Origin of the sequence: Kitasatospora sp. NPDC049285 (assembly GCF_040678815.1) — a bacterium.
In the GTDB taxonomy this organism is placed as follows: Bacteria; Actinomycetota; Actinomycetes; order Streptomycetales; family Streptomycetaceae; genus Kitasatospora.
The window spans coordinates 1-23519 of record NZ_JBFAQR010000051.1 but is presented as its reverse complement, the minus strand read 5'-3'; the positions used below and the strand labels follow the sequence as shown (position 1 = coordinate 23519).

Below are 23519 nucleotides of genomic sequence, written 5' to 3'. Positions count from 1 at the left end.
GTCGTCCAGGTACGCCGCGTCCCGCCGCAGCGCGGCCAGGGCGTCGAGTGCCTCGCGGCGGGCGGCGGCGGGAACCGCCGCGGCGTCGAGCGGCGGGGGGGGGGGGGGGGCCCCGCGCGCCCGCGGCGGGGGGGGGGCCCGCGGGGCGCCCCGCCCCCCCCCCGCCGAGGGGGAGCTCGGTGCCATCAGCAGGCGCGGCCCGTCGTGACGCCGGTCGGCTGGGTGACGTTCACGTACTCGGTGGTGTCGGGGGTGAGCAGGTGCGTGGTGGTGACCGCGTACACCACGGTCTGGTACTCCACGTACAACGCCCAGCTCTCGTTCGGGTTGAGGGTGACCTCGACGCCGTAGGTCTTGGCGATCGACGTGTTCAGCTTGGTGCCGATGCTGGCGGTGAGCACCTCCATCGCGTCGGCCGAGATGTTGGTGCTGGTCTCGAAGGAGACCGTGTACGTGGCGGACTCGGAGATCTTCTGCGGCGACTGCGAGGAGTTGCGGTAGCAGTTCTGCCGCACCTCCCAGAGCTGCCCGGCACTCCAGACCCGGACGCCGGGGGTGCCGGTGCCGTTGCCGCCGCCGTAGCTCACCGGAATTCCCGGGGCGGCGGGGACCGGGGTCGGGGTCCGCTTGCCGACCACGACCACCGTGGGGAGCTGGGGGATCGGGTCGCCGACGTTGCCCTCGCTCAGGTCGAAGGAGCCGTCGCCCCCGCCGCTGCCACCGCCGACGTCGCCGCCGCCTCCGTCGCCCCAGGGGTCGCCCCCGTCGTCGACGCAGTCGGTCTGGTTGTCGTCGTAGCAGGAGTCGGCGTACGCGTGGTGCGGTGCGACGACGGCGGGCACGGAGGTGAGGACGGCGGCGCCCAGGGCGGCGGCGACGACGGCTTTCCGGAGGTTCATCGGAGTTGGCTCCCGAGGACGGTGCGACGGCAGGGGGGTGGTGCGCAGTGTGTGGCGCGGCGTTACCTTGGCAGACCCCCGGGGGGCGCGACAGGCCGAGTTTCGGCCACGCGATCGGTCATCTCCGCTGGCGGAGACCGACGTTGCCGCTGCCGTGCGCGGCTCCGGTCGGGTGCGCCCGTGCCGCGCGCAGGAGATGTACGCGATCCCACCTGCAGCGGGGTGCGAGCGGGCGCGGCCCGCTCCGGCTCGCCGCGCGGCCGGGTGGGCGCTCCGTCCGACAGGCGGGTACGTCGCTCCGGCGCTCGGAAAATACGTACTCTACGTACGTCGCCGGAGAGTTCACCGAAGTGCGCAGCCGTGGCCACGGGTACCCCGCTCAACCGGAACCACCGCACCCTGCCCGGTCCGACCGCCGGCGCGCCGGGCCGGGGCTGATCCGTGGCGCGCCGGGCGGCGCGGGTGGCGCACACTGGAAGGGCACTGTGGAGGTGACCGGTGGGTGCAGCGCCGCTCGCGCGGCGGCACGTCGGACCGGCGGCGATGCGCCGGTGGGCGAGCCGCTCGCGTTCCCGCGCGCCCGCTGTCGGCGACCGCGGCGAGCAGCGGACGGCGCTGCTGGCGGTACTGGACGAGGCCGTGGCGGGGCAGGCGTCCACCGACCTGGCGGTGGCCGCGTGCGGCGATCCCGGTCCGGTGCCGGCGGGTCTGGCCGAGGTCCTGCAACGCCAGGCCGCGCACTACGCGAGGCTCGCCGACTGGATGCACGCGCTGCCCGCCGACGGTGACCTCGCTGCCGTCCGGGAGGAGGCGCTGCGGCTGCTCTCGTACCACCAGTGGATGCTGCACCAGTCCGCGAACCTCGCCTTCGCCGTCCACCGGGCACCGAGCGTCGAGGCGGCGCGGTTGAGCGTGCACGGCCTCGGTGCCCCCGCCGACCGGCTCCGTTCGCTGCGCGACGCCCTGCGTCCGGCCGCGCCGTCCGCGGGAGCCGAGGCTGACGGCTGACGGGTCGGTGAGGGGCGGGAGCTGTCGCTCCGCCGCCGACGGGCTTACAGTGTAAGGCGTGACCGCTCACCAGTCCGCGATCCCCGGCCTCGCCGCGATACGACGGGGTCTGGGGGCGGAACTGTTCGCACGGGTCGCCGGTCCGCAGGGCCCGGCCGCACGGCGCAGGATCCACGAGACACCCGGCCCGCGCTGGTTCGACGAGGACCGGCCGATCCGAACCGTCCACGGTGACGCCTCGATGTTCATCGGCGGGCTGCGAGCCCTGCTCCTGCAGTCGCTGCACCCGCTGGCGATGGCCGCAGTGGCGGGCCACTCCGGATACCGCGGCGACCCCTGGGGCCGGCTCCAGCGGACCAGCACCTTCCTCGCCGTCACCACCTTCGGCACCGCCGAGGACGCCCAGCACGCGGTCGACCGGGTCCGAGCCGTACACCGGCGGATCCAGGGCGTGACCGCCGACGGCGAGCCCTACCGTGCGTCCGACCCCCACCTGCTCGGCTGGGTGCACGCAGCCGAGGTCGACAGCTTCCTGCGCGCCCACCGCACGTACGGCGCCCGCCCGTTGGACGATGCGGGCTACGACGGCTACCTCGCGGACGCCGCCACCGTGGCCACCGCGCTCGGCGTGGTCGACCCGCCCCGCAACCAGGCGGAGCTCGCCGCGCAACTCGCGGCCTACCGCTCCGAGTTGCGGGCCACCTCCGAGGCGATGGCTGCCGCCCGCTTCCTCCTGTTCCAGCCGCCCGTACCGCTCATCGCACTCGCCCCCTACAGCGCCCTCGCGTACGGCGCAGTCGCCCTGCTGCCCACCTGGGCCCGTACCCAACTCGGCCTGCCCCGGCTGCCCCTCGTCGAGCGAAGCGCCGTCCCGCTGGCCGGCCACGCGGTCACCGCCACCATCCGCTGGGCCATGGCACCCCCGCCCACCGCCTCCCGAACGGCACCGCCGAAGCCCCATCGCGCCTCCCCGCCCTGACGGGTCGTCACCGCCGCCATACCGCGCCGCCGGTCCGGTCCGGGCTTCGTTCCGGCACTCATTCATCCACTGGCAGGTCGGGGCGTCGCACCGAACCTCCGATTCCCGAGCCGACCGGGCGGCCCGCTAGCCTGGCGCTCCGCGGGCAACGGCAGGGGGATCTGGTGGCGACACTGCACATACCGGCGGTCTACGGGGACGTCGAGGAGTCGGTCCGGCTGCTGCGGTCCTACTTCACCCGGCGGCGCTCCCGGGGCGATCTCGCGTACTCCGGCGCCTACTTCGAACGGTTCGCCGGCGGCGGCGACCGGCCGGAGGCCGCCGACCGGTTCGACGCCGACGACCTGGTCGCCATCACCATGCTCAGCGTCTCGGTCGCCGCGCACGGCGCCGTCGACCTGCTGACCGACCCCGAGGGCCACTGGCAGCGGCTGCTGTCGGCCATCCCCCGGGACGCCCGGCTGGAGGACCCGGCGAGCGACCGGCTGATCGCACCGGGCGGCCCGGCCTGGGAGCTGTGGGAGCGCCTGGCGAACCCGAACGGAGCGTATCCGACCAGCCCCGACGGGGTGGGTTCCGTCGTCGCCGGCAAGCTGCTGGCCCGCAAGCGCCCCCGCCTCGTCCCGGTCTACGACCGGCGCGTGAAGGCCCTGTTCCACCGCCCCGCGACCGACCACACCTTCTGGGCGTCGCTGGCCACCGCGCTGCGGGCCGACGACGGCGCCTTCCGTGCACAACTGGCGCTGCTCCGGGCCGAGTCCGGCATCGGCGAGGACATCGGCATCCTGCGCGTCCTGGACGTCATCGCCTGGATGCGGCAGGGCGAACTCGAGCAGGGCGGGTGGACAGAGCAGGGCAGTTGACAGGGCAGGGAGCTGCATAATCGGCTGACGAACCGTCCGGCGTCTGCGACGATCCGCCCCGTGATCCTGCGCATCGACCGCGTCCTCGCCGACCGCCCGTTCGCCGAGACCGGCCGGCCACGTGTGGCGGTGGCCGACGAGCAGCGTGGCCTGCTCGCGGTGGCGGGCGACGTCCGGCACGGCCGGCCCGCGCCCGTGGCCGTGTACCGCACCTCCGACCTGACCTGCGTCGCGGTGCTGCGCGCAAGGTGTCCCGCCAACGCGCTGGCCTTCCACCCGGAGCTGCCGCTGCTCGCGGTCGGCACCGGCGAGTACGACGGCGGGTACCACAATGTGGGTGAACTCCTGCTGCTGGACCTCGAATCGGGCCTGGCCACATCGGCGTTCCACGATGCGTACGGGCGCACCGTGCGCGAGCTGGAGTGGCTCGACGGGCGATCCCTGCGCCTCTACCTCGAGCCGGTCACCAAGGATGTGTCGGAGGCGCAGGTAGAACATCTGGTGGACCTCCACCGGACCGACTGGCGCGCTCTGGAGCTGCGTTCGGTCCGCAGCTCGGAATTGCGGCACTCGACGACGCGCCCCTTTGCGGCGCACCCGCGACCGGACCCGGGAGGGGTACTCGACCGGTACCACCCGGGACGCGACCCCAGGCGCCTCGTCCATGCGGTCGAACTACTCGACGACGGAAGAGTGTTGGCCTCGCTGGACGGGGTCCTGCTGGAGTGCCGGCTGCCGTCCGGCGAGGTGTCCTGGTCGGTCCCGGCGGCCGCGTGCGGAGGCATGCAGCTCGTGGTGGCACCCGACCAGCGGTCGGCGTGGGTGTACGCCGGACCGTCGTACTTGCCTGGCGTCCCCGACTCGGTCAGCCGAATCGACCTGTCGGACGGTACCCGGACCGCCCGAGTGCGACTGTCCGCCGCCGCGGACCTGCACGTCGACCCCGCGGGGCTCCCCGTCCTCGCACCCCGTGGCCTGCGGGTGCGGCGCGGCGGCGGGATGCTCACCTCCCTCTTCCACGGAGAACCTGGCGCCGTGCGCGAACGGTGGGTGGGGACGACGGTCCCCGTGCCGCTGCCCGGCGCGGAGGAGCCCTTCGTCCCGAGCGCGCCTCCGGTCGGTGAACTCGGGCCGTTGTTCGACCCGGCCTGGGCCCCGCCCCGCCTGCTGTTCCCGCTCGCCCTCGCGCCGGGGGAGGACCACGACGACGGCCCCGGCGTGGAACTTCCCGGCGGCGATCTGCTGCAGGCCGGCGCGCGGTGGCGCCGCGAGGGACGCCGCCCCGGCGACTGCTACGTGGCGCGCCGCGATCCGGTCGACGGGGCGGCACGCTGGGTGTTCCGCACCGACCGGCCCGCCGTCGTCCTCGACACCGACGACACGACGGCGTACGCGGGCTACGCCAACGGCGATCTGCTCGCACTCGCACTGGCCGACGGCACCTTGCGCGCATGGACCCGGCTCACCGTACGCGGGGCCGCGCTGGTGCCGACGGCGCTCACCGTCACCGCGCCCGGCCGACTGCTGATCGGCACCGAGTGCGGCCGGCTGCTCGACTGCACGACCACCTGACGCACCGGAGCGGTCGGGCGGCTTCAGCTGGTCCGGGCGGTCATGTCCCTCCGCGAGGGGCGTCGAACTGACACCAGGGGCCGTGCTGTTCGGGCTCCGGCGGCCCGGCGAAGGACTTCACCAGCCGGAATGCCGCCTTCATGACGTAGCACCAGATCCGCCCGGCGCGCGTTGCCCCCGTCATGCGCACCAGAACAGGACCGGCTTGCACGTCGGCGACGGGCTGGCCGAGTGGGTCGGGGTGGGCGAACCGGCCGTCGGTGTCGGTGCGGGCGAGGAGGGGGGCGTCGTCGTCGCGGGTGAGGTGGCCGGCGCGGACGACGGGGCCGTGCTGCGCGAGGCGCTGGTGCTCGCGGACGGGCCGGCGCTGGACGCCGAGGACGACGGCTTACCGCTCGGGTGGGTGTTGGTCGCGGAGGCCACGGCCGGAGCGGGGTGCGCGGACGCCTCGGCCGACACCGCGTCGCCGATGGACGCGGAGTGCCCGGGCCCGGTCGAGCCGACGGGTGCCTCGGCGCCGTCGGCGCCGCCCATGACGGCCACCGCCACGGCCCCGAGCCCGCCGACCACCAGGCCGGCCACCGACAGCACCACCATGCCGCGCTGCCGCCCCCGTGGCTTGCGCCGGCCCCGGCCGGACGGGACCGCGCGGTCGCGCTGCGGCGGTGCCTCGGCCGCGGGCTCCGCGACGGGCTCAGCGGCGGGCTGGTCCGCCCGCGCCGGATGCCCGGCGTACCCGGGTGTCGTCGCTGTGACCGGCACGGCGGTGCGGGCCGGGATCGCCGGTCCGACCGAGGTGCCGGAGCTGCCGCACCCCGGGCAGGACAGTGCCCCGTTGAGGTGCCGTCGGCAGGCCATGCAGTAGTCCATGTGATCTTCCGTCGAGTCTCTGGAGCCGCCTCGCATGCCGGAGCCTAGGCAGTGCACACGTCAAGCAACAGCGGCAGTCGGTGAGGCTTTTGCGCAGATCAAGTGGTCGTCGGTGCCGCAGGCCCGCGCATTCCCGCCCCGGCCGCCGGACCGGACCCGGTCCGCCGCCGTGCCGGGCACGCTCCCGTTCGACAGTCCGGGCACCGCCCCGGAGCATGGAAGTACCGCATTCGGCGTACACCAGTGGCGAGTTCACCGAAGGGTGCAGTCATGGTCACGGCCACCCCGCACACCGGCATCACCGCCGTCGAACCGGAGATCAGGTTGGCGGCCACCTTCACCGGCGGGGTGAGCCTCGCCATCTGGATGGGGGGCGTCGCGCGGGAGATGAACCTGCTCTCCGCTGCGAGCCGCCTCCGGCAGGGGCGCCCGGGGGCCGTCGGCGCGGCGGTCGCGCCGGTGCGCGACAAGTACGGGAGCCTGCTGGAGCTGGTCGGCGTCCGGTTCGGCATCGACGTGCTGTCCGGCACCAGTGCGGGCGGCATCAACGCCGCGGTGCTCGGTCTCGCCGAGGTGTGGCAGACCGACCTCGGCCTGCTGCGCGACATCTGGCTGTCGCAGGGCTCGCTCGGCAAGCTGCTGCGGCGGCCCTCGGACCGTGCGCAGCCCTCGCTGCTGTACGGGGACGAGGTCCTGCTCGCCGGTCTGAGCGACGGGCTGCGGGACATCATGGCGACCAATCCGCAAGGGGCGGACGCGGACTCGCCGGTGCGCGTGATGATCACGACGACGCTGCTCAAGGGCGAGGACAGCCGCTACACCGACGACTACGGGACGCTGATCCGCGACACGACGCACCGCGGACTGTTCACCTTCACCGCCGCGGACCTGGCCCGGCCCGAGGCGTTCCGGGCACTGGCGCTCGCGGGCCGCAGCAGCGCGTCCTTCCCCGCCGCGTTCGAACCGGCGTTCCTCCCGCTCGACGGGTCCGGCAGCGGCGACGGCCACCCGGCGATGGCCCCGTACATCGACATCACCCGCGCCCAGCACTGCGCCGACGGCGGACTGCTCGCCAACCGGCCGCTCGCACCGGCGCTGGAGGCCATCTTCGACCGCCCCGCCGACCGCGAGATCCGCCGGATCCTCGCCTACGTCGTCCCCAGCGCCGGCCTGCCGGAGGCGAACCAGAACCCGAATCAGAACGCGGGCGGGAACGCGGACGGGAGTGCTGCTGGGAGCGCTCGCGCGAGCGTGCCAGGCGTCGTGCCGTCGCCGCCCGTCCTCGGCCAGGCCCTGATGTGGGACCTGAACGCGGCGCTCTCGCAGTCGATCTCCGCCGAGCTGGCGGCCCTCACCACGCACAACGAGCAGGCCCGGGCCCGGCGGCGCGCCGACGGCCAGCTCGCCCGCCTGGCCGCGGGCGGCGGTGCGGTGACGCCTCCGGTGTACGCGCGCTTCCGCGACCAGCACGCCCACGCGCTCGCCCGGACGGCCGCGGAGGAGGCCCTGCGACAGCGGACGCTCGACGGGCAGCGGGCGCCGGACAACCGTCCGGTCGGGTTCGGCGCCGACGCCGACCTGCTCACCGGCGCGGGCGAGGAGGCCGTCGCCGAGCGGCTGCCCGCGCTGCTCCCGGCACCCGGCGACCACGATGCGCTGGCCCGCTACGGCCGCACCACGCTCGACGGCGCGATGGCGATCGTGCTGGGCCTGCTCACCGCGGGCTTCACGCTGCGGCCGACCCCCGACGAACGGGCGCGGCTCGACGGGCTGGTGGCCCGCGCGCACCAGGCCGTGCCGGTCCGGTCCGGGTCCGCGCTCCAGGTGGAGGTCGCTGCCGCGCTCGCCTCGGCGGACCGGGCCGGGGCGTCGGCGCTGGCCGGGTCGGAGGCGTGGCGGGCCGCGGTCCGCAGCCAGCTGCCGTCGGACACCGAGCAGGCCGCGCTCGCCGGGGCGTGGTCCGAACTCGGCGCGGTGATCCGGGACGCGCACCCTCACCTGGCCGCGCTGCTCGCCCGGGCGCGGGCGCAGGCACCACCGATCACCGCACCGGCCACCGGCCTCAGCGCGACGGACGAGCGGACCCGGCTGGCCGACCTGCTGCACTACCTCACCGACGACGGTGTCCTGACGGCGGATCAGGCGGTCGCCCGGCTGTTCGAGCTGCAGGTCCTCCAACTCGTCCTGTCGCCCGACCAGCGCCGCGCGCCGCAGGCCGTCGAGCTGGTGCAGATCAGCGCCGACACGAGGAGCGCGCTGGACGTGCGCAGCCTGGCCGCGCAGAAGCTGACGGGGCTTCAGCTGCACCACTTCGGCGCGTTCTACAAGAGTTCGTGGTGTGCGAACGACTGGATGTGGGGCCGACTCGACGGGTCCGGCTGGCTGGTGCAGCTGCTGCTCGACCCCCGGCACCTGTCCCGGATGGCGGTCGAGTCGGGGGACCCGGCCGCCTACCGGCGCCGACTCGTCGACGAGCTGCGGCGGATCGCCGAGAGCGATCCTCCGCCTGGCGTGCAGGACCCGTTCCCCGACGGGAGGGCACCCGAGCTGGAGTTCCTGACCGCCTCGGCGTCGGACCGGCTGCCGCGCAGCCTGCCGATCACCGCGATCTGGGTGGCCGGCGGACTGCAGCGGCTGATCGCCGCCGACGAGCTCGCCACCGTCGCCGCGCAGGCGATCCGCGACGCCGACGGCGGGTCCGCCGACCACGTCGAGGAGTTCCTCGCGACCTACCGGCAGGCCGTCCCGGGCGACGGCGACGCGTACCCGCCGGCCCCGCCCGAGCACGCCGCCCGGCTGCTGGCGGCGTGCCGGGTCTCCGACGAGAAGCTCGGCGGCGAGCTGGGCACCCCGCAGATGTCCGAGACCCTCGCCCGGACCGCCGCGGTGGCCACCAAGTCCGTCTCGTCCGCCTTCGAACTGCCGTGGGTGATGCGGTGCGCCGCCGGGGTGGTCCGATCCGCCACCACCGTCGCGTACCGCGTCGAACACCGGGTCATCGGACTCCTCCCTACCCGCCGCAGCCCGGCCGGCGGACGGCACTGACCTCGCCTTCCTCGCCGGTGAGCGCTAGCCGGTGGTGCCGAAGGTGATCCGGTAGTAGCAGGCGCCCTTGCACGGCATGGTCGCCGAGTCGTCGAAGGCGTACGAATAGGCGTACGGCGCGGCCTTCTTGAACACCTGCGTGTAGTCGACCGGCCACTTCGACGGGACGCAGTGCTCGCGGCCCGCCCACTGGTTGACGCAGCAGTAGTCGTCGCCGCCGAACGCCGCGCACGGCGGCTTGCAGCCCACCACCCTGCCGTCGGCGGACGCCTGCATCGCGCGCGGGCAGTCGATGGCCGTGGTGCACACGCCCTTGTAGCAGCCGGACGCACTGACCGGGTCGGTGGTCGTGGTGTGCGAGACGTTGATGTACATCGGCAGGTTCGCGCCGTCGACCATGCTGACGTCGTAGAAGTCCAGGCCGGCGTACGCGTCGAAGCTGAACTCGCCCAGCGTGGTGGGCGGGTTGGGGCCGTCGCACACGGTGGTGCAGTCGCCGCCGGAGCAGTGGCTCGCCGCGGTCGAGGCGCAGCCCGTCCGGCCCCAGATCCGTCCGCCCCAATTGTTCGCCACCGTCAGCGAGGTGCTCTGCCCCGGCTCCAGCCGCCGGCCCTGCGGGTGGGCCGCACTGTTGGTGACCACCGCCCACACCGTCTCGCCGGTCCGGTTCACCAGCGTGATCAGCCGCTCGCCCGCCGGCGCCGTCGACGGCTGCGCCGCGGGCGCGCTCGGCGCGGCCTTGCCCGGGGCGGTCGACGGGCTGATCGACGGGCTGGTCGAGGCGGTGGGCGCGGGGGAGGACGTCGGCGAGCCGGTCGGCTCGGCGGAAGGTGACGGTCCGTCAGGTGGCGTGGCCGGGGCGCTCGGTGCGGCCTGCGCCTCCACGGCGGGGGCCCGGTGGGACGGGGAGGTCGGCCCGAGGTGGTCCGCGGCCAGGACGGCGCCGACCGTCACGAGCACGGCGGCCACCACGTACCACCAGCGCTGCCGGCGGGACCTCACACCGTTGCGACGGCGTCCTCGTGCCATTCTGATGCCTTCCTCGTGCTCCTCGGGGTGCGTGCGCACGTATCGGTGACCGCGGCCGCCGGTGCCCGCCAACAGAAATTTCCGGACCGCGGGCGGATTTCTGTTGGCGGATGCCCGCGCGAACGGTCTCCGTGGACAGAGCCCCACCGCACCCCACGTAGAGGAACGGACCTCCATGCCGATGCCGAACACCCCACGCAGCGGACCGGACGCCTGGACGGTGACGGCGGCGCGCGCCGGTGACCGGCAGGCCCTCGAACGCCTGGTGGCCGAGTGCCTGCCGCTGGTCTACAACATCGTCGGCAGGGCGCTGAACGGCCATGCCGACGTCGACGACGTCGTACAGGAGACGCTGTTGCGCACGGTGCGAGGACTGTCCGACCTGCGGGACCCCGCCGCCTTCCGGTCCTGGCTGGTGGCCATCACCGTCCGGCAGGTACGCAACCGGCAGCACGACCGCGCCGTGGCCCTCGACCGGGTGGCCCGCCTGGAGGAGGCGGAGGCGATACCCGACCCCGCCCTGGACTTCGCGGGCCTGACCATCCTGCGTCTCGGCCTCACCGAGCAACGCCGCGAGATCGCCGAGGCCACCCGCTGGCTCGACCCCGACGACCGCGAACTGCTCTCGCTGTGGTGGCTGAAGGAGACCGGCGAACTGGAGCAGGCCGACCTGGTCGCCGCGCTCGGCCTGTCGACCGGTCACACCGCCGTCCGGGTCGGCCGGATGAAGAAGCGACTCGAGGTCTCCCGGCTCGTGGTCCGCGGCCTGGCCACCGACCCGCGCTGCGCCGGACTCGGCGAGACCGCCGCCACCTGGGACGGCACCCCCGGCCCGCTGTGGCGCAAGCGGTTCGCCCGGCACCTGCGCGACTGCGCGCGCTGCGCCGGCGCCGACCAAGGGCTGCTCCCGATGGAGCGACTGCTGTACGGGCTGCCCCTGTTGGCCGTCCCGACGCACCTCGACCCGGCCCGGATCCTCGACGCCCTCGCCGCGAGCGGCCCGTCCTCGCCGCCGGGCGCGACCGGTGGGCGCGGGGCTCGGACGGCCGGGCGCGGGGCGCGGCACTCCGGCCGCACACGATCGCGGGCGCTCTCCAAGCCGGTGCTCGGCAGCGCGGCCGTGGCCCTGACGGCGGTCGTCGTCCTGGTCGGGGCACGGCTGACGCCGGGCTTCCTCGACGCGCCGGCCGCGACGACGGCGCTCGCCGCGACGTCCACGCCGCCCGCACCGGTCGAGTCGGCCCCGGCGAGCCCGGCGTCGTCGCCGGACCCGTCCGGCTCGGCCACGCCGTCCCTGTCACCGTCGTCGGCCTCGACCACTGCGTCCGCCGCGTCCACCGCGTCGCCGGGGTCCTCGGCGTCCGTGGTCGGGGCCGGCGCGCCGACGGGGATCGCCACATCCGCGCGGAAGGGCGTCGGCGTCTGGTCGTTCAACGGTGTCAGCCAGGCGCTCGCCGCGTCCGGGGCGAGCTGGTACTACACCTGGGCCACGCAGCACTCCGGCGTGACGACGCCCGCGGCGGCGTCCTTCGTCCCGATGATCTGGGGGGCGGCCTCCGTCAACGACGCCTCCCTCGCCCAGGCCCGCGCCAACGGGCCCTACCTGCTCGGGTTCAACGAACCCGACATGGGCGCGCAGTCGAACATGACGGTCGATCAGGCCCTGGGACTGTGGCCGCAACTCATGCAGGCCGGCCAGGTCCTCGGCAGCCCGGCGGTGGCGTACGGCGGCGACACGCCCGGCGGGTGGCTGGACCGCTTCATGTCCGGCGCCGCGGCGAAGGGGTACCGGGTCGACTTCATCACCCTGCACTGGTACGGCGGTGACTTCCGCACCCCTCAGGCGGTCAACCAGCTGACGGCCTATCTGGACGCCGTCCACCAGCGCTACCACAAGCCGATCTGGCTCACCGAGTACGCCCTGATCGACTTCTCCCAGGGCACCCGCTTCCCCACCCCCGACCAGCAGGCCGCCTTCGTCACCGCCTCCACCACCGCCCTCGACGCCCTGCCCTACCTCCAGCGCTACGCCTGGTTCGGCCTCGGCGCCGACCCCGCGAAGCCGAGCAGCGGCCTCTTCACCGACGGCACCACACCGACCGCCGCCGGCCGGGCCTACCAGGCCGCGCACTGACGGCGTAAGCCGCGGACGTTTCGTCGTGCGAGTGCCGCCCCGGGTGGGCGTCGCTCCGGTGGGTGCGGACGTGTCGGTAGGTGCGGCGGGGACGGTGGGTGCGGACGTGCTCGTGGGTGCGGAGGGGCCCTGCCGGGGCTACTCCGTGGGCAGGGTGACGGCCAGTTTGCCGATCGTGCGGCCGGTGAGGAGCTGGCGCACGGCGGCGGCCGTCTCGGCGAGGGGGTAGGTGCGGTCGACGACGGGGGTGAGGGCGCCGGCGTCGAGGAGGGCGGTGAGCTCGCGCAGGCGGTCGCTGTGCTCGGTGCAGATGAAGGTGCCGAGGTGCTGGGCGGTGAAGGGGGACAGGAGCTGGGCGCGGAGCTGGCGGTCGGTCCCGGCGAGCCAGCGGCCCGCGGTCTCGCCGCCGGTGATGACCAGCCGGCCGCGGGGGGTGAGGACGCGGCGGAGGTCGCGCAGGCGACGGTTGCCCGCGATGTCGATGACCGCGTCGTAGCGTCGCGGGCCGCCCAGGAAGTCCTCGCGGGTGTAGTCGACGACGTGCTCGGCGCCCAGGGCCCGGACGGCGTCGAGCTTCGGGGTGCTCGCCACGGCGGTGACGTTGGCGCCGAGGGAGTGGGCGAACTGGACGGCGAAGGTGCCGACGCCGCCCGCCGCGCCCGTGATCAGCACGTGCTGGCCGGCCTCGATCCGGCCGTGGTCGCGGACCGCCTGGACGGCGGTGAGCGCGCTGACCGGCACGGTCGCCGCCTCCGCGAAGGTGAGGCCGCGGGGCTTGGGTGCCAGCCGGTCGGGCCGGGCGGCGGCGTACTCGGCGAAGGCGGCGGGCGCCGTGCCGTAGACCGCGTCACCGGTCGCGAAGCCGGTGACGTCGCGACCGACCGCCGCCACGACGCCGGCCAGGTTGCGGCCCGGGTTGGGGAGCTTCGGCCCGCGCAGCCCGCTCACCGGACGTACGGCGTAAGGCAGTCCCGCCATCAGGTGCCAGGTGCCCCGGTCGACGCTGGAGGCGTGCACCCGCACCAGCACCTCGCCTGGCCCGATCGCCGGCCGCGCGAGCCGCCCCGCACGGAGCACGTCCTCCGGCTCGGCGCCATAGCGCTCCTGCACGACGGCCGCCATGGTCGTCGCGTCCTCGGTGGGTGCGGTCGGCCCGCTCGTGGTGCGCATCGTCGCTGCTCCCGGGATCTTCCGCCTACTGGCTGCTTACGGTGTAAGTGGCGCGCCCGCCCGCGCCCGCGTTGCATGCGTGCGCAGCGGTGCTTACGGCGTAAGCCTGGACTTGCGCCGTAAGGTCGGGCGAGGGTCAGGCTTACGCTGTAAGTGGCTAGCTTACGCCGTAAGTACAGCACTTACGGCGTAAGCTCGTCAACGCCGGGAGACCACCAGAGCAGGAGACCGCCCACCGTGACCCGACGTACCGCGCCGAAGCCGCCGACCGGGACCCCGAAGCCCCCGACGGAGCGCCAGAAGCTCCCGGCGGAGCGTCAGAAGCCCCCTGCCGAGGGCCGGAAGCCCCCGACCGAGGGCCAGAAGCCGCCGCGCGAGCCGCTGACCCGGCTGCGGGTGCTGCAGGCCGCCGTCGAACTCGCCGACACCGCCGGCCTGGAGACGCTCAGCATGCGCAGGCTCGGCGAGGCCGTCGGGGTCGAGGCGATGTCGCTCTACAACCACGTCGCCAACAAGGAGGACCTGCTCGACGGGATGGTCGACCTGGTCTTCGGCGAGGTGGAGCTGCCCGTGCCGGGCGAGCCGTGGCGGCCGGCGATGCGTCAGCGGGCGGAGTCGATGCGCCGGGTGCTGGCCCGTCACCGCTGGGCGATCGGGCTGATGGAGTCGCGGGCGACCCCGGGCCCGGCCACCCTGCGCCACCACGACGCGGTGCTCGGCTGCCTGCGCCGGGGCGGTTTCTCGCTCGCCCTGACCGCGCACGCCGTTTCCGTGCTCGACAGCTACGTCTACGGTTTCGCGCTGCAGGAGCGCACCCTGCCGTTCGACACCCCGGAGCAGACCGCCCAGCTGGCCGAGTCGATCATGAGCGGCTTCGCCGAGGGCGAGTACCCGTACCTGACCGAGATCGCCACCGTGCACGTCATGCGTCCGGGCTACTCGTACGGCGCGGAGTTCGAGTTCGGGCTCGACCTCGTCCTCGACGGCCTCCAGCGCTACCGGGGTGGTACCGCGGTACCACCCCGCGGCGAATGATCGTCCCCGGGTGCCGCGGTCCGGCGGGGGAGCGGACCTAGCGTTGCCGGTGAAGCGGTCGGGACGGCCCGGCCGGCCACAGGTACGGGATGACCGATGATCGAAGCGCAGCAGCTGACGAAGCGTTACGGGGAGAAGACGGCGGTCGACGGGCTCGACTTCACGGTGAAGCCGGGCACCGTCACCGGGTTCCTCGGACCCAACGGCGCCGGGAAGTCGACCACCATGCGGATGGTCGTCGGACTCGACGCCCCCACCAGCGGCACGGTACGCGTCAACGGCCGCCGCTACGCCGAGCACGCCGCGCCGCTGCAGGAGGTCGGCGCGCTGCTGGAGGCCAAGTCGATCCACCCCGGGCGGTCCGCGTTCAACCACCTGATGGCGCTGGCCCACACCCACGGCATCCCCCGTCGGCGCGTCGACGAGGTGATCGGGCTGACCGGCCTGGAGAGCGTGGCGAAGAAGCGCGCCGGCGCGTTCTCGCTCGGCATGGGACAGCGCCTCGGCATCGCGGCGGCCCTGCTCGGCGACCCGGCCACGGTCATGCTCGACGAGCCGGTGAACGGGCTCGACCCCGAGGGCGTGCTGTGGATCCGCAACCTGCTGACCGGCCTGGCCGCCGAGGGCCGCACGGTCTTCGTCTCCTCGCACCTGATGAGCGAGGTCGCGCTGGTCGCCGACCACCTGATCGTGGTCGGCCGCGGCCGGCTGCTCGCCGACACCACCGTGCAGGAACTGGTCCGCCAGGCCGACGGCGACCAGGTCACCGTCGCCTCCGCCGACCCGGCCCGGCTGCGCGAGCTGCTCACCGGCCCCGGCGTCGAGATCACCGGCCAAGCCGGCTCCGAGGAACTGCTGGTCACCGGCGTGACCGCCCGTCAGATCGGCACCGTCGCCGCCGAGCACGGCATCGCCCTGTACGAACTCGCCACCCGCGCCGTGTCGCTGGAGGAGGCGTTCATGGACCTCACCCGGGACGCGGTGGAGTACCACGGCTCGACCACCACTACCGACACCCCGAGGAGCGCCGCATGAGCACCGTCGCACCCAGCCAGCCCGCGGCGCCCGCCGCCGAACGGCCCGCCCGCCCCGCGTACAAGGTGACCGGCACCCGGGTGCTGCGCGCCGAGTGGGCCAAGATGTGGTCGCTGCGCTCGACCTGGATCACCGTCGGCCTCGGCCTGTTCTTCCTGGTCGCGTTCGGCCTGATCGCCGCCTACCAGTTCAAGTCGCGCCTCACCTCCGGCCGCCCGATGGACCGCGGTGACTTCGCCAACGCCAACGCGCTCACCCTGTCGCTGTTCGGCACGCACTTCGCGCAGCTCGCCCTCGGCGTGCTCGGCGTGCTGATCGCGGCCGGCGAGTACTCGACCGGCATGATCCGCTCCACCCTCGCCGCGGTGCCGCGCCGGCTGCCCGTGCTGTGGTCCAAGGCCCTGGTGTACGGCCTGGTCGCGCTGGTGCTCGCCACCGTCGGCGTGTTCGTCGCCTTCCTCGCGGGCAGCGGCATCGTCTCCGGCACCCGCGCCGCGATGACCCTCTCCGACGCGGGCGTGGTCCGCGGCCTGCTCGGCGCCGGCCTGTACCTCGGGCTGGTCGGCGTGATCGGCGTCGCCCTGGGCATGCTGCTGCGCTCGGTGGCGGGCGGCATCTCGGTCCTGGTCGCCACGCTGATGCTGGTGCCCGGCCTGGTCTCGCTGCTGCCGACCACCTGGCAGAGCCACATCAGCCCCTACCTGCCGAGCAACGCGGGCGAGGCGATGTTCGCCCTGCACCACGACTCGACGACGCTGTCGCCCGGCGCGGGCCTCGCCGTCTTCGTACTGTGGACGGTCGCCGCAGTCGCCGGGGCGGCCGTGCGCCTGGTACGCAGCGACGCCTGACAGACTGACCCGTCGCGGCGCCCCGGCCAAGGGCGCCGCGACCGGCGATTTCCGACCGACGAGCTGGTGAGAACCGTGAACGAGCAGGGGCAGTACCGCGACAGGGCCGCGGGCGGTGAGGTGATGCCGACCCACCCGCTGCTGGAGCGCCTCGGCCGGACCGCCCAGCGCCTGCGGGAGCTGGAGCGCCGCAATCCGTGGCTGCTGGACGCCGCCGTGGTGGCGGTGGTGTTCCTGGCCTTCTGCGTGCCCGACCTGGTGCACGCCCACGGCGACGAGGAACCGCGCGGCCACCGGATCGCCTTCGCCCCGCTGCCGGTGCCCGCGATGCTCGCCTTCCAGGCCGGCCTGGTGCTGCCCCTGCTGTGGCGCCGCCGCCGCCCGGCGGCCGCGCTCGCCGTGATCGCGGCGGTGTTCGTCGTCCAGTGGTCGCTCGGCTCGGTGCTGCGCGCGGACGGGGCGCTGCTGGTCGCGCTGTACGGGCTCACGCTGCACGGGCGGCTGCGCGACCTGGCGTGGGCGTGCGCGGCCGTCCCGGTCGGCCTCGCCGTCGTCGAGATCCGGCTGGCCGGCGCCGTACCGCTGTGGGACAGCCTGTTCTTCCTGTCCGCGACGATCACCGCCGCCGTCGCCCTCGGCATCGCGGTGCGGGTCCGCCGCGCCCAACTCGCCGGGCTGCGCGAGCGCGCCGCCCGCCTGGAGATCGAACGCGACCAGCGCAGCCGACTCGCCGCCGCCACCGAACGCACCCGGGTGGCCCGCGAGATGCACGACATCATCGGCCACAACCTGTCCGTGATCATCACCCTCGCCGACGGCGGCGCGTACGCCGCCCAGGTAGCGCCCGAGCGCAGCCGCGAGGCCCTGCAACTGATCGGCGACTCCGGCCGCCAGGCTCTCGGCGAGCTGCGCCGGATGCTCGGCGTGCTGCGCGACCGCGGCGACGGACCCGAACTCGCCCCGCAGCCGGGCATCGCCGACCTCGACGAACTGTGCGCGCGGATCCGGTCGGCCGGCCCGGAGATCACCTACCGCTCCGAGGGCGACCTGGACGCACTCGACCGCGGCGTGCAGCTGATGACCTATCGGATAGTCCAGGAAGCGCTCACCAACACCCTCAAGCACGCCGGCCCGCGCACCCGCGCCCGGGTCGCCGTCGTCCTCGATGGCGGGCGGCTGTGGGTACGCGTCGACGACAGCGGCCCCGGCGGCGAACCCGCCGCCGGGACGCCGCCCGGCGAGGGCCACGGGATCGCCGGGATGCGGGAGCGCGCCGCGCTCTACGGCGGCACGGTCGTGGCCGGCCCCGCCCCCGGCGGCGGCTGGTCCGTGGTCGCCGACCTCGACGCCTCGCCGGGGCCCGACGCTCCTGCGACCTCCGTCGTCGACGCTTCCATCCTTGCTGCTGGTACTGCTGGTACTGCTGGTACTGATGGTGCTGCTGCGGGCACTGGTGGTACTGCCGGCCCCTCGCCCGTCCTCGATGCCGCCGGAGGTCCGGCATGACGACCGTCCTGATCGTGGACGACCAGCCGCTCCAGCGGCTCGGCTTCCGGATGCTGTTGGAGAGTCAGCCCGACACGTCCGTGGTCGGCGAGGCCGGGCACGGCGCCGAGGCCGTGCGGCTCGCCGACCGGCTGCGGCCCGACGTGGTGCTGATGGACATCCGCATGCCCGGCATGGACGGCATCGAGGCGACCCGTCTGATCGTCGCCGCGGGCGGCCGCTCCCGGGTCCTGGTGCTCACCACCTTCGACCTCGACGAGTACGCACACGCCGCGCTGCGCGCCGGAGCCAGCGGCTTCCTGCTCAAGGACGCCCGCCCCGAGGAACTCCTGGCCGGCATCCGCGCCGTCGCCGAGGGCGACGCCGTGGTGGCTCCCGCGATCACCCGCCGCCTGCTCGACGCCTACGCCCACCACCTGCCGGCTCGCCCGCCCGGCGCGGTCACCGACGACCCGCGGCTGGCGGCCCTCACCGGCCGTGAACGCGAGATCCTGGTCGCCGTCGGCCAGGGCTGGACCAACGGCGAGATCGCCCAACGCCTGGTGCTCTCCGAATCCACCGTCAAGACCCACGTCAGCCGCGTCCTCGCCAAGATCGGCGCCCGTGACCGCGTCCAGGCCGTCATCTTCGCCTACGACGTGGGCCTGACCCGGCCGAACCCACCGCTCTAGGACGCGTGCCGGGTCGTGGGGGAGCCCGCGTCACCGGCGGGGTCGGTCTGGCCCCACCGGCGGGGTGTCGGCCTGGGGCTCAGGTGAGGGCGGTGACCAGCAGGGTGAAGGCGGCGATGATGAGCGCGACGCGGCCGTAGTGGTAGCGGTCCCAGCGGTTCATCTGCTCCTTCCAGTCCTCGGGCCGGTTCTCGGGGGTCCAGGTCTTGCTCAGGTTGTTGATCGGGACGAGCAGCAGGATCGACATGATCACGCTCAGGACCAGCAGCGTGGCAGCGGTGACGACCAGCCCGGCTCCGGAGTGGTGCCACCCGGCGACGGCCCAGACGGCGGCGAGGACGAGCGAGGTGAAGTACCAGACCGGCATCAGGGCGCCGAGCATCCGGCCGCCATGGGCGCGGCCGAGCAGGTAGCTGTCGTCCGGGAGCCTGTTGAGGATCGGGTTGATGACGAAGGCGACGGCGAACTCCACCCCCACCATCAGGCCGACGACGACGGTCGTGACGACCTCGAGTGCGTTGAGCATGATGACCCCTCCTGGGATCTAGCGCCGCTAGATTGTGAGACAACGCTAGCCTTGCCTGCGCTCGATTGTCTAGCGGTGCTAGGATCGAATCATGTCGGTACAGGAACGCAAGGAGCGCGAACGGGCGGGCCGTGAGCGGCTCATCGTGGCGACGGCCCGCGAACTCGCCGAACAGCAGGGCTGGGACGCGGTCACCACCCGCCGGCTCGCCGAGCGCATCGAGTACAGCCAGCCCGTCCTCTACAGCCACTTCCGCGGCAAACGAGAGATCATCGGCGCCGTCGCGCTCCAGGGCGCCGCCGAGATGGCCACGGCCCTGCGGGCCGCGACCTCCGCCGCCGACGGCCCGCGCCCTCGGGTCACCGCCCTCGCCCGCACCTACCTTGACTTCGCCGAACGCAACCCGGCGGTCTACGACGCCATGTTCCAGCTCGACGGCGGCCTGGCCTTCGCGCACGAGGACACGCCCGAGCCGCTGAAGGACGCCTTCGCCGCCCTCCTGGAGAGCCTCAGCGAGGTCGCCGGGGACGGCGTCCACCCCGCACTGTTCACCGAGACCTTCTGGGCGGCCCTGCACGGACTGGCCACCCTGACCCGCGCACGACGCCTCCCGCCGGAAGACACCGACCGAAGGGTGGAACTGCTGGTGGACCGGCTCGCCATGTTCTGACAAACCCCCCGCGCGCCGCTTCCGGGTTACGGCTCCAGGCGGGGGTCGTCGATGTCGACGGTGGCGACCCCGGGCGGGTACAGCTCCTGGCGGGCCGTCAGGATCAGGTGCTGCATCGGACGTGCCGGGGTCGGCAGGCTCGCGGCGATGGCGTGGGCGAGATCCGGGCCGCCGTACCCGTCGCGGACCATGGTCGCCACCACCACGGCCGTGCTCGCGTCCAGCGGTTCGAACTCGAGCGAGGGCAGTGACAGGACCGCGTTTGCGGCCCCCTCGTCCTTGATCTCGGCCTCGACCAGGCACAGTACCGGTACCAGCAGGTGCTGGAACGGGCTGTGCAGAGCTGAGTCCACGATCCGGTGCAGGCGTTCATGGCCGGCGGCCAGTGCGGCCAGCGCGCTGGAATCCAGGATGATCACGCGCTGCGCCGGGGGGCGACCTTGGCGCGCGCATCGGCCGCGGCGATGTCGTAGACCCGCTGCAGCAGGTCGGGGCCCTGGTCCAGCTCCGGGTCCGTGAGGGTCATCCCGAAGTGCTCCCGCAGCAGCCGGCGGCCCTCGGCGACGCGCTCCGCGATCTGCTCCGCGGTGGGCTGCTGCTCCACCAGCAGGGCCACCTGGGCGCCGATCGTGGTGCCGCGGGCCGCCGCGAGCGCGGCCAGCCGGTCGCGCGTATCAGGGGAGACCTTGATCGTCGCATCAGCCATACCGCGAGCGTACACCGCCGGTACACCAACGGTGTACCAACCTGCCCGCCCTGACAGCGCCGCCAACCGGCGCGCCGCCCGCCAAGTCCCTCCGATGGTCGGCGATTTCAGAGAACTCGAGCACGGCAGGCCGGACGGCCCGTCCATCCGGGCGGCCGTCGACACCGGGCGGCAGCACACTCACGTGAGCTGATCCGGTACCTCCGCAGCGGTGTGGTGCTGGCTGCGACAGCTGGACTGGCACACGATGTTCTGAGCCCCGAGAGGACCGTCATCGGCGGGCTCTCCCTGCTGACTGACGGGCGCTGGCTGTGGTACTCCGACCTCGTGTACTACGTCGAACGGCATCATGCCGCCCTCGACCCCCGGTTCATCGCGCACGCGAAGCGCTGAGGCTGGACCGTGCCGGAGCTCAGCCGCCAGGACTTGATCGCCATGGAGGCTGAGTTCTTCGACGGTGACGAAGGCTGACAGCGGACTGTGGGCGTGGTCCACCTGGGAATTCGGGGGAGGTTGGTGGCCCCGTGCGTTCGCTGATCCATCGTCAAACCGCTAGCCGCCGGGCCGGCCACCCGGATGGCCCGTCTTCGTGTCGCGGAGGCGGTGCTGGCGCTCCGTCAGGGGCGGTGGTCAGCCGTTGAGGGCGGTCAGGTAGCGGTAGAGCTCCTTGTGGCCTTCTGTGCTGGGGTGCAGACCGTCGACGAGCAGGTGGGGTTGGTCGCGGAGCGGCTCCCACAGGTCGAGGTAGTCGACGTGGTGGTCCGCGCACCAGGTCTGCAGGGCCGCGCGCAGTGCGCGTGCCCGTGCCGTGGTGAAGCGGAGGCCCTCGAAGTCGCCGGTGCGGGTCTCGTCCAGCCAGATTGGGCCGAGGACGACCAGGCGCGCGTTGTGTCGCTGGGCGGTCGAGGCGAGTGAGTCGAGGTGGCCGGCGAGGGTGGTCAGGCCGTCGGGGTCGGTGTCCGAAGTGGCGTGCGGTACGGCGGAGTCGTTGATCCCGGCGGCCACCACGAGCGTGTCCGGGTGACGGGGAGGCAGGAGCGCGGGGGTCTGCTCGCTGACATCCGCCAGGGTGCTGCCGGGGACGGCCAGGTTGAACACGCGGTGCTCGGTCTCGTTCGCCCCGATGTGGGCCGCTGCCAGGTGCCCGGCCCACCCGCCCTGGGGGTCGCAGCGCCCGTAGGCGATGCTGTCGCCGACGATGACGATGCGCGCCGCCGAGCGCAGCGGCCTCGCGTCCAGGTAGGCCCAGGCGGTCTCCCCCGAGGCGAGGAGCACTCGGCGCCGGGCGTAGTCGGCCACCTCGTAGTCGTCGGCGGCGGCCAACTCCTGGTCGCTCAGGCGCAGGACGGCGCCCTCGACCGTGCCGCCGAGCTTGCGCGCCAGGGTCAGGTGCACGTCCTGACCGCTGGTGGCGATCACGGACTCGTCGGTGACGGCGATCGGCCGGGTCGTGTAACCGGCGAGGGATGCCGCGGTCGTCGGTACGGTACGCCCGAAGAGCGCCGTCTGGACCTGCTGATCAAGCAGCGCGCCGAAGGAGAACAGGGCATGGGGGTGGGACTCGGTCACCGTGAGGGCCGTGGCCTTTCAGTCGGAATGATCAACCCACACTATCGGCCCTGGGAACGTCGCCACGGTGGTTCTGAGCCGGGGGTCTTCGGGGCCCGGTGGTCCTGGCCGCCCGCTCGGATGGGACGATCTGCCGGAAGTTCTGTGCGCGGAGGCAGCGAGGAGACAGCGTGAACGACCGCTCGAAGCACGACCACTCCGCATGGGAGGACGTCGTGCTCGCGGCGCGCGAGCGTGCCCGTACTCGGCAGGCGCTCATGGTCGAACGTTTCGGCCTGTCCGGTGACGTGCAGTACCAGTGGTCGATGGACGATGCGCGGATCACGTGGTCGCGCGACGGGAACGTGTTCCTCACCGGTCGGCTCACGATGATCGGCAGTGTCAGCCACGCCCGACGGTCCTGGCTGTGGTCCTGGGCGAACGATTCGCTGCCGCGCGCGGTTCTCGGCGACATCGAGCGGGTCCGCCGGTTCGGCGAGGAGAACGACTTTCCCGTGCTGCCGTGGCCGGGCTTCGACGCTCACCCCGAACTGGTCGCCGAGGCGCGGATGGTCGCGGCAGCCGTGCTCGACGCCGAGGGGCTCTGGGCGGAGTCCATGGATGACGTGCAACTCCATTTTCTGGTCGATGACTTGACGCCCACTGCTGGATGATCCGGGGCGGAGGCCACGTTGCCGCGGCTGCCCGGTGACGTATGGGTGCCGTGCAGGGAGAGCGGGCGACCGGCACGACGAGCGGACGACAACGGAAGGCAGAGAGTGGCACTGGCGAAGAAGGGTTCCCGCCGCATCGTCGTCGACGGCGTCGAGTACCGCTGGCGGGTGAGCAGGAAGCACTGGTGCTGCGACTACGACGCCAGCACCTTGGGTTACGCCGTCGAGGACGCCATCCGTCCCGGAACGACGCTCGTCGTGGAGACCGGTCGGCCGATCGTCTTCGACCCGGACGCGGTGCCAACTGACCTCGTCCTGCCGGCCGAAGTCGCCGCGGGCATCCGGGCCGCGCGCTCGAACGGCTGGACGCCCAGCACCAACGGTGCACCGTTCGTGCTGCGATTTTCCGCTGTCTGAACGTCATCCCCGCGGCCGCGGGGACCGGACCTGACGGCGCGGACCGGATCGATGACGGTTCGAAGGCTGCGGCCTCGTCGGGGACGCCATCGGGGACCGGCGTCGATGGGCCGAGGAGGGGGTTCGGTCGAACCGCGAGGGCCCGATCGGCATCTGCAAGCGCCGGGTGATGGGGCGTCAGGAGGGCTTGGCGATGCTCCTATAGACGTCAAGCGGCAAGCGCGAGGTCGTTTCGAGTGATTCGTGCGGCTGCTGTGCTGGTGAGCGCGCGGTAGACCTCTCGTGCGACGAAGCGCTTGAGGCAACGCGTGATG

The 23519-nt window shown here is 73.5% G+C and carries 22 protein-coding genes; 14 read left to right on the top strand and 8 right to left on the bottom strand.

Translation table 11 applies throughout. The features are described 5' to 3' along the window. Positions 1-185 precede the first annotated feature (185 nt). Positions 186-899: a DUF6426 family protein gene (locus tag AB0K51_RS26370; protein WP_363459626.1), complete on the bottom strand. Its 714-nt coding sequence runs from the start codon at positions 897-899 to the stop codon at positions 186-188. Between the two features lie 498 nt (positions 900-1397). Here AB0K51_RS26370 and AB0K51_RS26365 point away from each other — a divergent pair, with 498 nt between their 5' ends. From AB0K51_RS26365 to AB0K51_RS26350, 4 genes are all read left to right on the top strand, one after another. Then, positions 1398-1907, top strand: a complete 510-nt coding sequence (locus AB0K51_RS26365; RefSeq protein ID WP_363459625.1) for a hypothetical protein — start codon at positions 1398-1400, stop codon at positions 1905-1907. 58 nt (positions 1908-1965) lie between these two features. Continuing rightward, positions 1966-2886 carry an oxygenase MpaB family protein gene (locus AB0K51_RS26360; RefSeq protein WP_363459624.1) on the top strand — a complete coding sequence of 307 codons (921 nt, stop codon included), beginning with the start codon at positions 1966-1968 and terminating at the stop codon, positions 2884-2886. A 164-nt stretch (positions 2887-3050) separates the two neighbouring features. After that, positions 3051-3749, top strand: a complete 699-nt coding sequence (locus tag AB0K51_RS26355; RefSeq protein ID WP_363459623.1) for a DUF6308 family protein — start codon at positions 3051-3053, stop codon at positions 3747-3749. Positions 3750-3809: 60 nt separating this feature from the next. Then, positions 3810-5321 carry a hypothetical protein gene (locus AB0K51_RS26350; protein WP_363459622.1) on the top strand — a complete coding sequence of 504 codons (1512 nt, stop codon included), beginning with the start codon at positions 3810-3812 and terminating at the stop codon, positions 5319-5321. Between the two features lie 180 nt (positions 5322-5501). Here the strand turns inward: AB0K51_RS26350 and AB0K51_RS26345 are convergent, their stop codons facing one another. Then, complete coding sequence (locus tag AB0K51_RS26345; RefSeq protein ID WP_363459621.1) at positions 5502-6191, bottom strand: hypothetical protein; 690 nt, start codon at positions 6189-6191, stop codon at positions 5502-5504. Between the two features lie 270 nt (positions 6192-6461). On the opposite strand from AB0K51_RS26345, the gene AB0K51_RS26340 reads away from it, so the two are divergent. Further along, a complete protein-coding gene (locus AB0K51_RS26340) occupies positions 6462-9236 on the top strand; it encodes a patatin-like protein (RefSeq protein ID WP_363459620.1) in 2775 nt (924 codons plus the stop codon). A 24-nt stretch (positions 9237-9260) separates the two neighbouring features. Here AB0K51_RS26340 and AB0K51_RS26335 read toward each other — a convergent pair whose 3' ends face one another. Then, entirely contained in the window at positions 9261-10265 is a 1005-nt protein-coding gene (locus AB0K51_RS26335) for a thaumatin family protein (RefSeq protein WP_363459619.1), read from the bottom strand. Between the two features lie 175 nt (positions 10266-10440). On the opposite strand from AB0K51_RS26335, the gene AB0K51_RS26330 reads away from it, so the two are divergent. Then, entirely contained in the window at positions 10441-12399 is a 1959-nt protein-coding gene (locus AB0K51_RS26330) for a sigma-70 family RNA polymerase sigma factor (RefSeq protein ID WP_363459618.1), read from the top strand. 138 nt (positions 12400-12537) lie between these two features. Here AB0K51_RS26330 and AB0K51_RS26325 read toward each other — a convergent pair whose 3' ends face one another. Next, positions 12538-13569: an NAD(P)-dependent alcohol dehydrogenase gene (locus AB0K51_RS26325; RefSeq protein WP_363459617.1), complete on the bottom strand. Its 1032-nt coding sequence runs from the start codon at positions 13567-13569 to the stop codon at positions 12538-12540. 237 nt (positions 13570-13806) lie between these two features. Here AB0K51_RS26325 and AB0K51_RS26320 point away from each other — a divergent pair, with 237 nt between their 5' ends. From AB0K51_RS26320 to AB0K51_RS26300, 5 genes are all read left to right on the top strand, one after another. Beyond that, on the top strand, positions 13807-14604 hold the full coding sequence (locus AB0K51_RS26320; protein ID WP_363459616.1) for a TetR/AcrR family transcriptional regulator: 798 nt from the start codon (positions 13807-13809) through the stop codon (positions 14602-14604). A 96-nt stretch (positions 14605-14700) separates the two neighbouring features. After that, positions 14701-15639: an ATP-binding cassette domain-containing protein gene (locus AB0K51_RS26315; protein WP_363459615.1), complete on the top strand. Its 939-nt coding sequence runs from the start codon at positions 14701-14703 to the stop codon at positions 15637-15639. Further along, positions 15636-16487, top strand: a complete 852-nt coding sequence (locus tag AB0K51_RS26310; protein ID WP_363459614.1) for an ABC transporter permease — start codon at positions 15636-15638, stop codon at positions 16485-16487. The genes AB0K51_RS26315 and AB0K51_RS26310 overlap by 4 nt, the downstream gene beginning before the upstream one ends. Before the next feature lie 123 nt (positions 16488-16610). Then, positions 16611-17993 (top strand): sensor histidine kinase, encoded by a 1383-nt coding sequence (locus AB0K51_RS26305; RefSeq protein WP_363459657.1) that lies wholly within the window; start codon positions 16611-16613, stop codon positions 17991-17993. Beyond that, positions 17990-18664: a response regulator transcription factor gene (locus tag AB0K51_RS26300; RefSeq protein WP_363459613.1), complete on the top strand. Its 675-nt coding sequence runs from the start codon at positions 17990-17992 to the stop codon at positions 18662-18664. The genes AB0K51_RS26305 and AB0K51_RS26300 overlap by 4 nt, the downstream gene beginning before the upstream one ends. A 79-nt stretch (positions 18665-18743) precedes the next feature. Here AB0K51_RS26300 and AB0K51_RS26295 read toward each other — a convergent pair whose 3' ends face one another. Beyond that, complete coding sequence (locus AB0K51_RS26295; protein ID WP_363459612.1) at positions 18744-19190, bottom strand: DUF1772 domain-containing protein; 447 nt, start codon at positions 19188-19190, stop codon at positions 18744-18746. A 91-nt stretch (positions 19191-19281) separates the two neighbouring features. Between AB0K51_RS26295 and AB0K51_RS26290 the strand changes: the two genes are divergently transcribed. Beyond that, on the top strand, positions 19282-19860 hold the full coding sequence (locus AB0K51_RS26290; protein ID WP_363459611.1) for a TetR/AcrR family transcriptional regulator: 579 nt from the start codon (positions 19282-19284) through the stop codon (positions 19858-19860). Between the two features lie 26 nt (positions 19861-19886). On the opposite strand, the gene AB0K51_RS26285 is transcribed toward AB0K51_RS26290, so the two are convergent. The 3 genes from AB0K51_RS26285 to AB0K51_RS26275 all read right to left on the bottom strand — a co-directional run bounded on the left by AB0K51_RS26285 (position 19887) and on the right by AB0K51_RS26275 (position 22135). After that, a complete protein-coding gene (locus AB0K51_RS26285; RefSeq protein WP_363459610.1) occupies positions 19887-20279 on the bottom strand; it encodes a hypothetical protein in 393 nt (130 codons plus the stop codon). Continuing rightward, on the bottom strand, positions 20276-20566 hold the full coding sequence (locus AB0K51_RS26280; RefSeq protein ID WP_363459609.1) for a hypothetical protein: 291 nt from the start codon (positions 20564-20566) through the stop codon (positions 20276-20278). Before AB0K51_RS26280 ends, AB0K51_RS26285 begins: the two co-directional genes overlap by 4 nt. A gap of 630 nt (positions 20567-21196) precedes the next feature. Continuing rightward, positions 21197-22135, bottom strand: coding sequence for a GDSL-type esterase/lipase family protein (locus AB0K51_RS26275; protein WP_363459608.1), 939 nt, complete (start codon positions 22133-22135; stop codon positions 21197-21199). Positions 22136-22305: 170 nt separating this feature from the next. Here AB0K51_RS26275 and AB0K51_RS26270 point away from each other — a divergent pair, with 170 nt between their 5' ends. Next, entirely contained in the window at positions 22306-22788 is a 483-nt protein-coding gene (locus AB0K51_RS26270) for a DUF6882 domain-containing protein (RefSeq protein ID WP_363459607.1), read from the top strand. A gap of 105 nt (positions 22789-22893) precedes the next feature. Further along, entirely contained in the window at positions 22894-23205 is a 312-nt protein-coding gene (locus tag AB0K51_RS26265) for a hypothetical protein (protein ID WP_363459606.1), read from the top strand. Positions 23206-23519: the final 314 nt, after the last annotated feature.

Bases quoted from the DNA above. Each gene is read 5' to 3' on its own strand.
- AB0K51_RS26370 (WP_363459626.1), bottom strand. From the start codon at position 899: ATGAACCTCCGGAAAGCCGTCGTCGCCGCCGCCCTGGGCGCCGCCGTC.
- AB0K51_RS26345 (WP_363459621.1), bottom strand. From the start codon at position 6,191: ATGGACTACTGCATGGCCTGCCGACGGCACCTCAACGGGGCACTGTCC.
- AB0K51_RS26340 (WP_363459620.1), top strand. From the start codon at position 6,462: ATGGTCACGGCCACCCCGCACACCGGCATCACCGCCGTCGAACCGGAG.
- AB0K51_RS26335 (WP_363459619.1), bottom strand. From the start codon at position 10,265: ATGGCACGAGGACGCCGTCGCAACGGTGTGAGGTCCCGCCGGCAGCGC.
- AB0K51_RS26330 (WP_363459618.1), top strand. From the start codon at position 10,441: ATGCCGATGCCGAACACCCCACGCAGCGGACCGGACGCCTGGACGGTG.
- AB0K51_RS26325 (WP_363459617.1), bottom strand. From the start codon at position 13,569: ATGCGCACCACGAGCGGGCCGACCGCACCCACCGAGGACGCGACGACC.
- AB0K51_RS26315 (WP_363459615.1), top strand. From the start codon at position 14,701: ATGATCGAAGCGCAGCAGCTGACGAAGCGTTACGGGGAGAAGACGGCG.
- AB0K51_RS26310 (WP_363459614.1), top strand. From the start codon at position 15,636: ATGAGCACCGTCGCACCCAGCCAGCCCGCGGCGCCCGCCGCCGAACGG.
- AB0K51_RS26305 (WP_363459657.1), top strand. From the start codon at position 16,611: ATGCCGACCCACCCGCTGCTGGAGCGCCTCGGCCGGACCGCCCAGCGC.
- AB0K51_RS26300 (WP_363459613.1), top strand. From the start codon at position 17,990: ATGACGACCGTCCTGATCGTGGACGACCAGCCGCTCCAGCGGCTCGGC.
- AB0K51_RS26295 (WP_363459612.1), bottom strand. From the start codon at position 19,190: ATGCTCAACGCACTCGAGGTCGTCACGACCGTCGTCGTCGGCCTGATG.
- AB0K51_RS26290 (WP_363459611.1), top strand. From the start codon at position 19,282: ATGTCGGTACAGGAACGCAAGGAGCGCGAACGGGCGGGCCGTGAGCGG.
- AB0K51_RS26280 (WP_363459609.1), bottom strand. From the start codon at position 20,566: ATGGCTGATGCGACGATCAAGGTCTCCCCTGATACGCGCGACCGGCTG.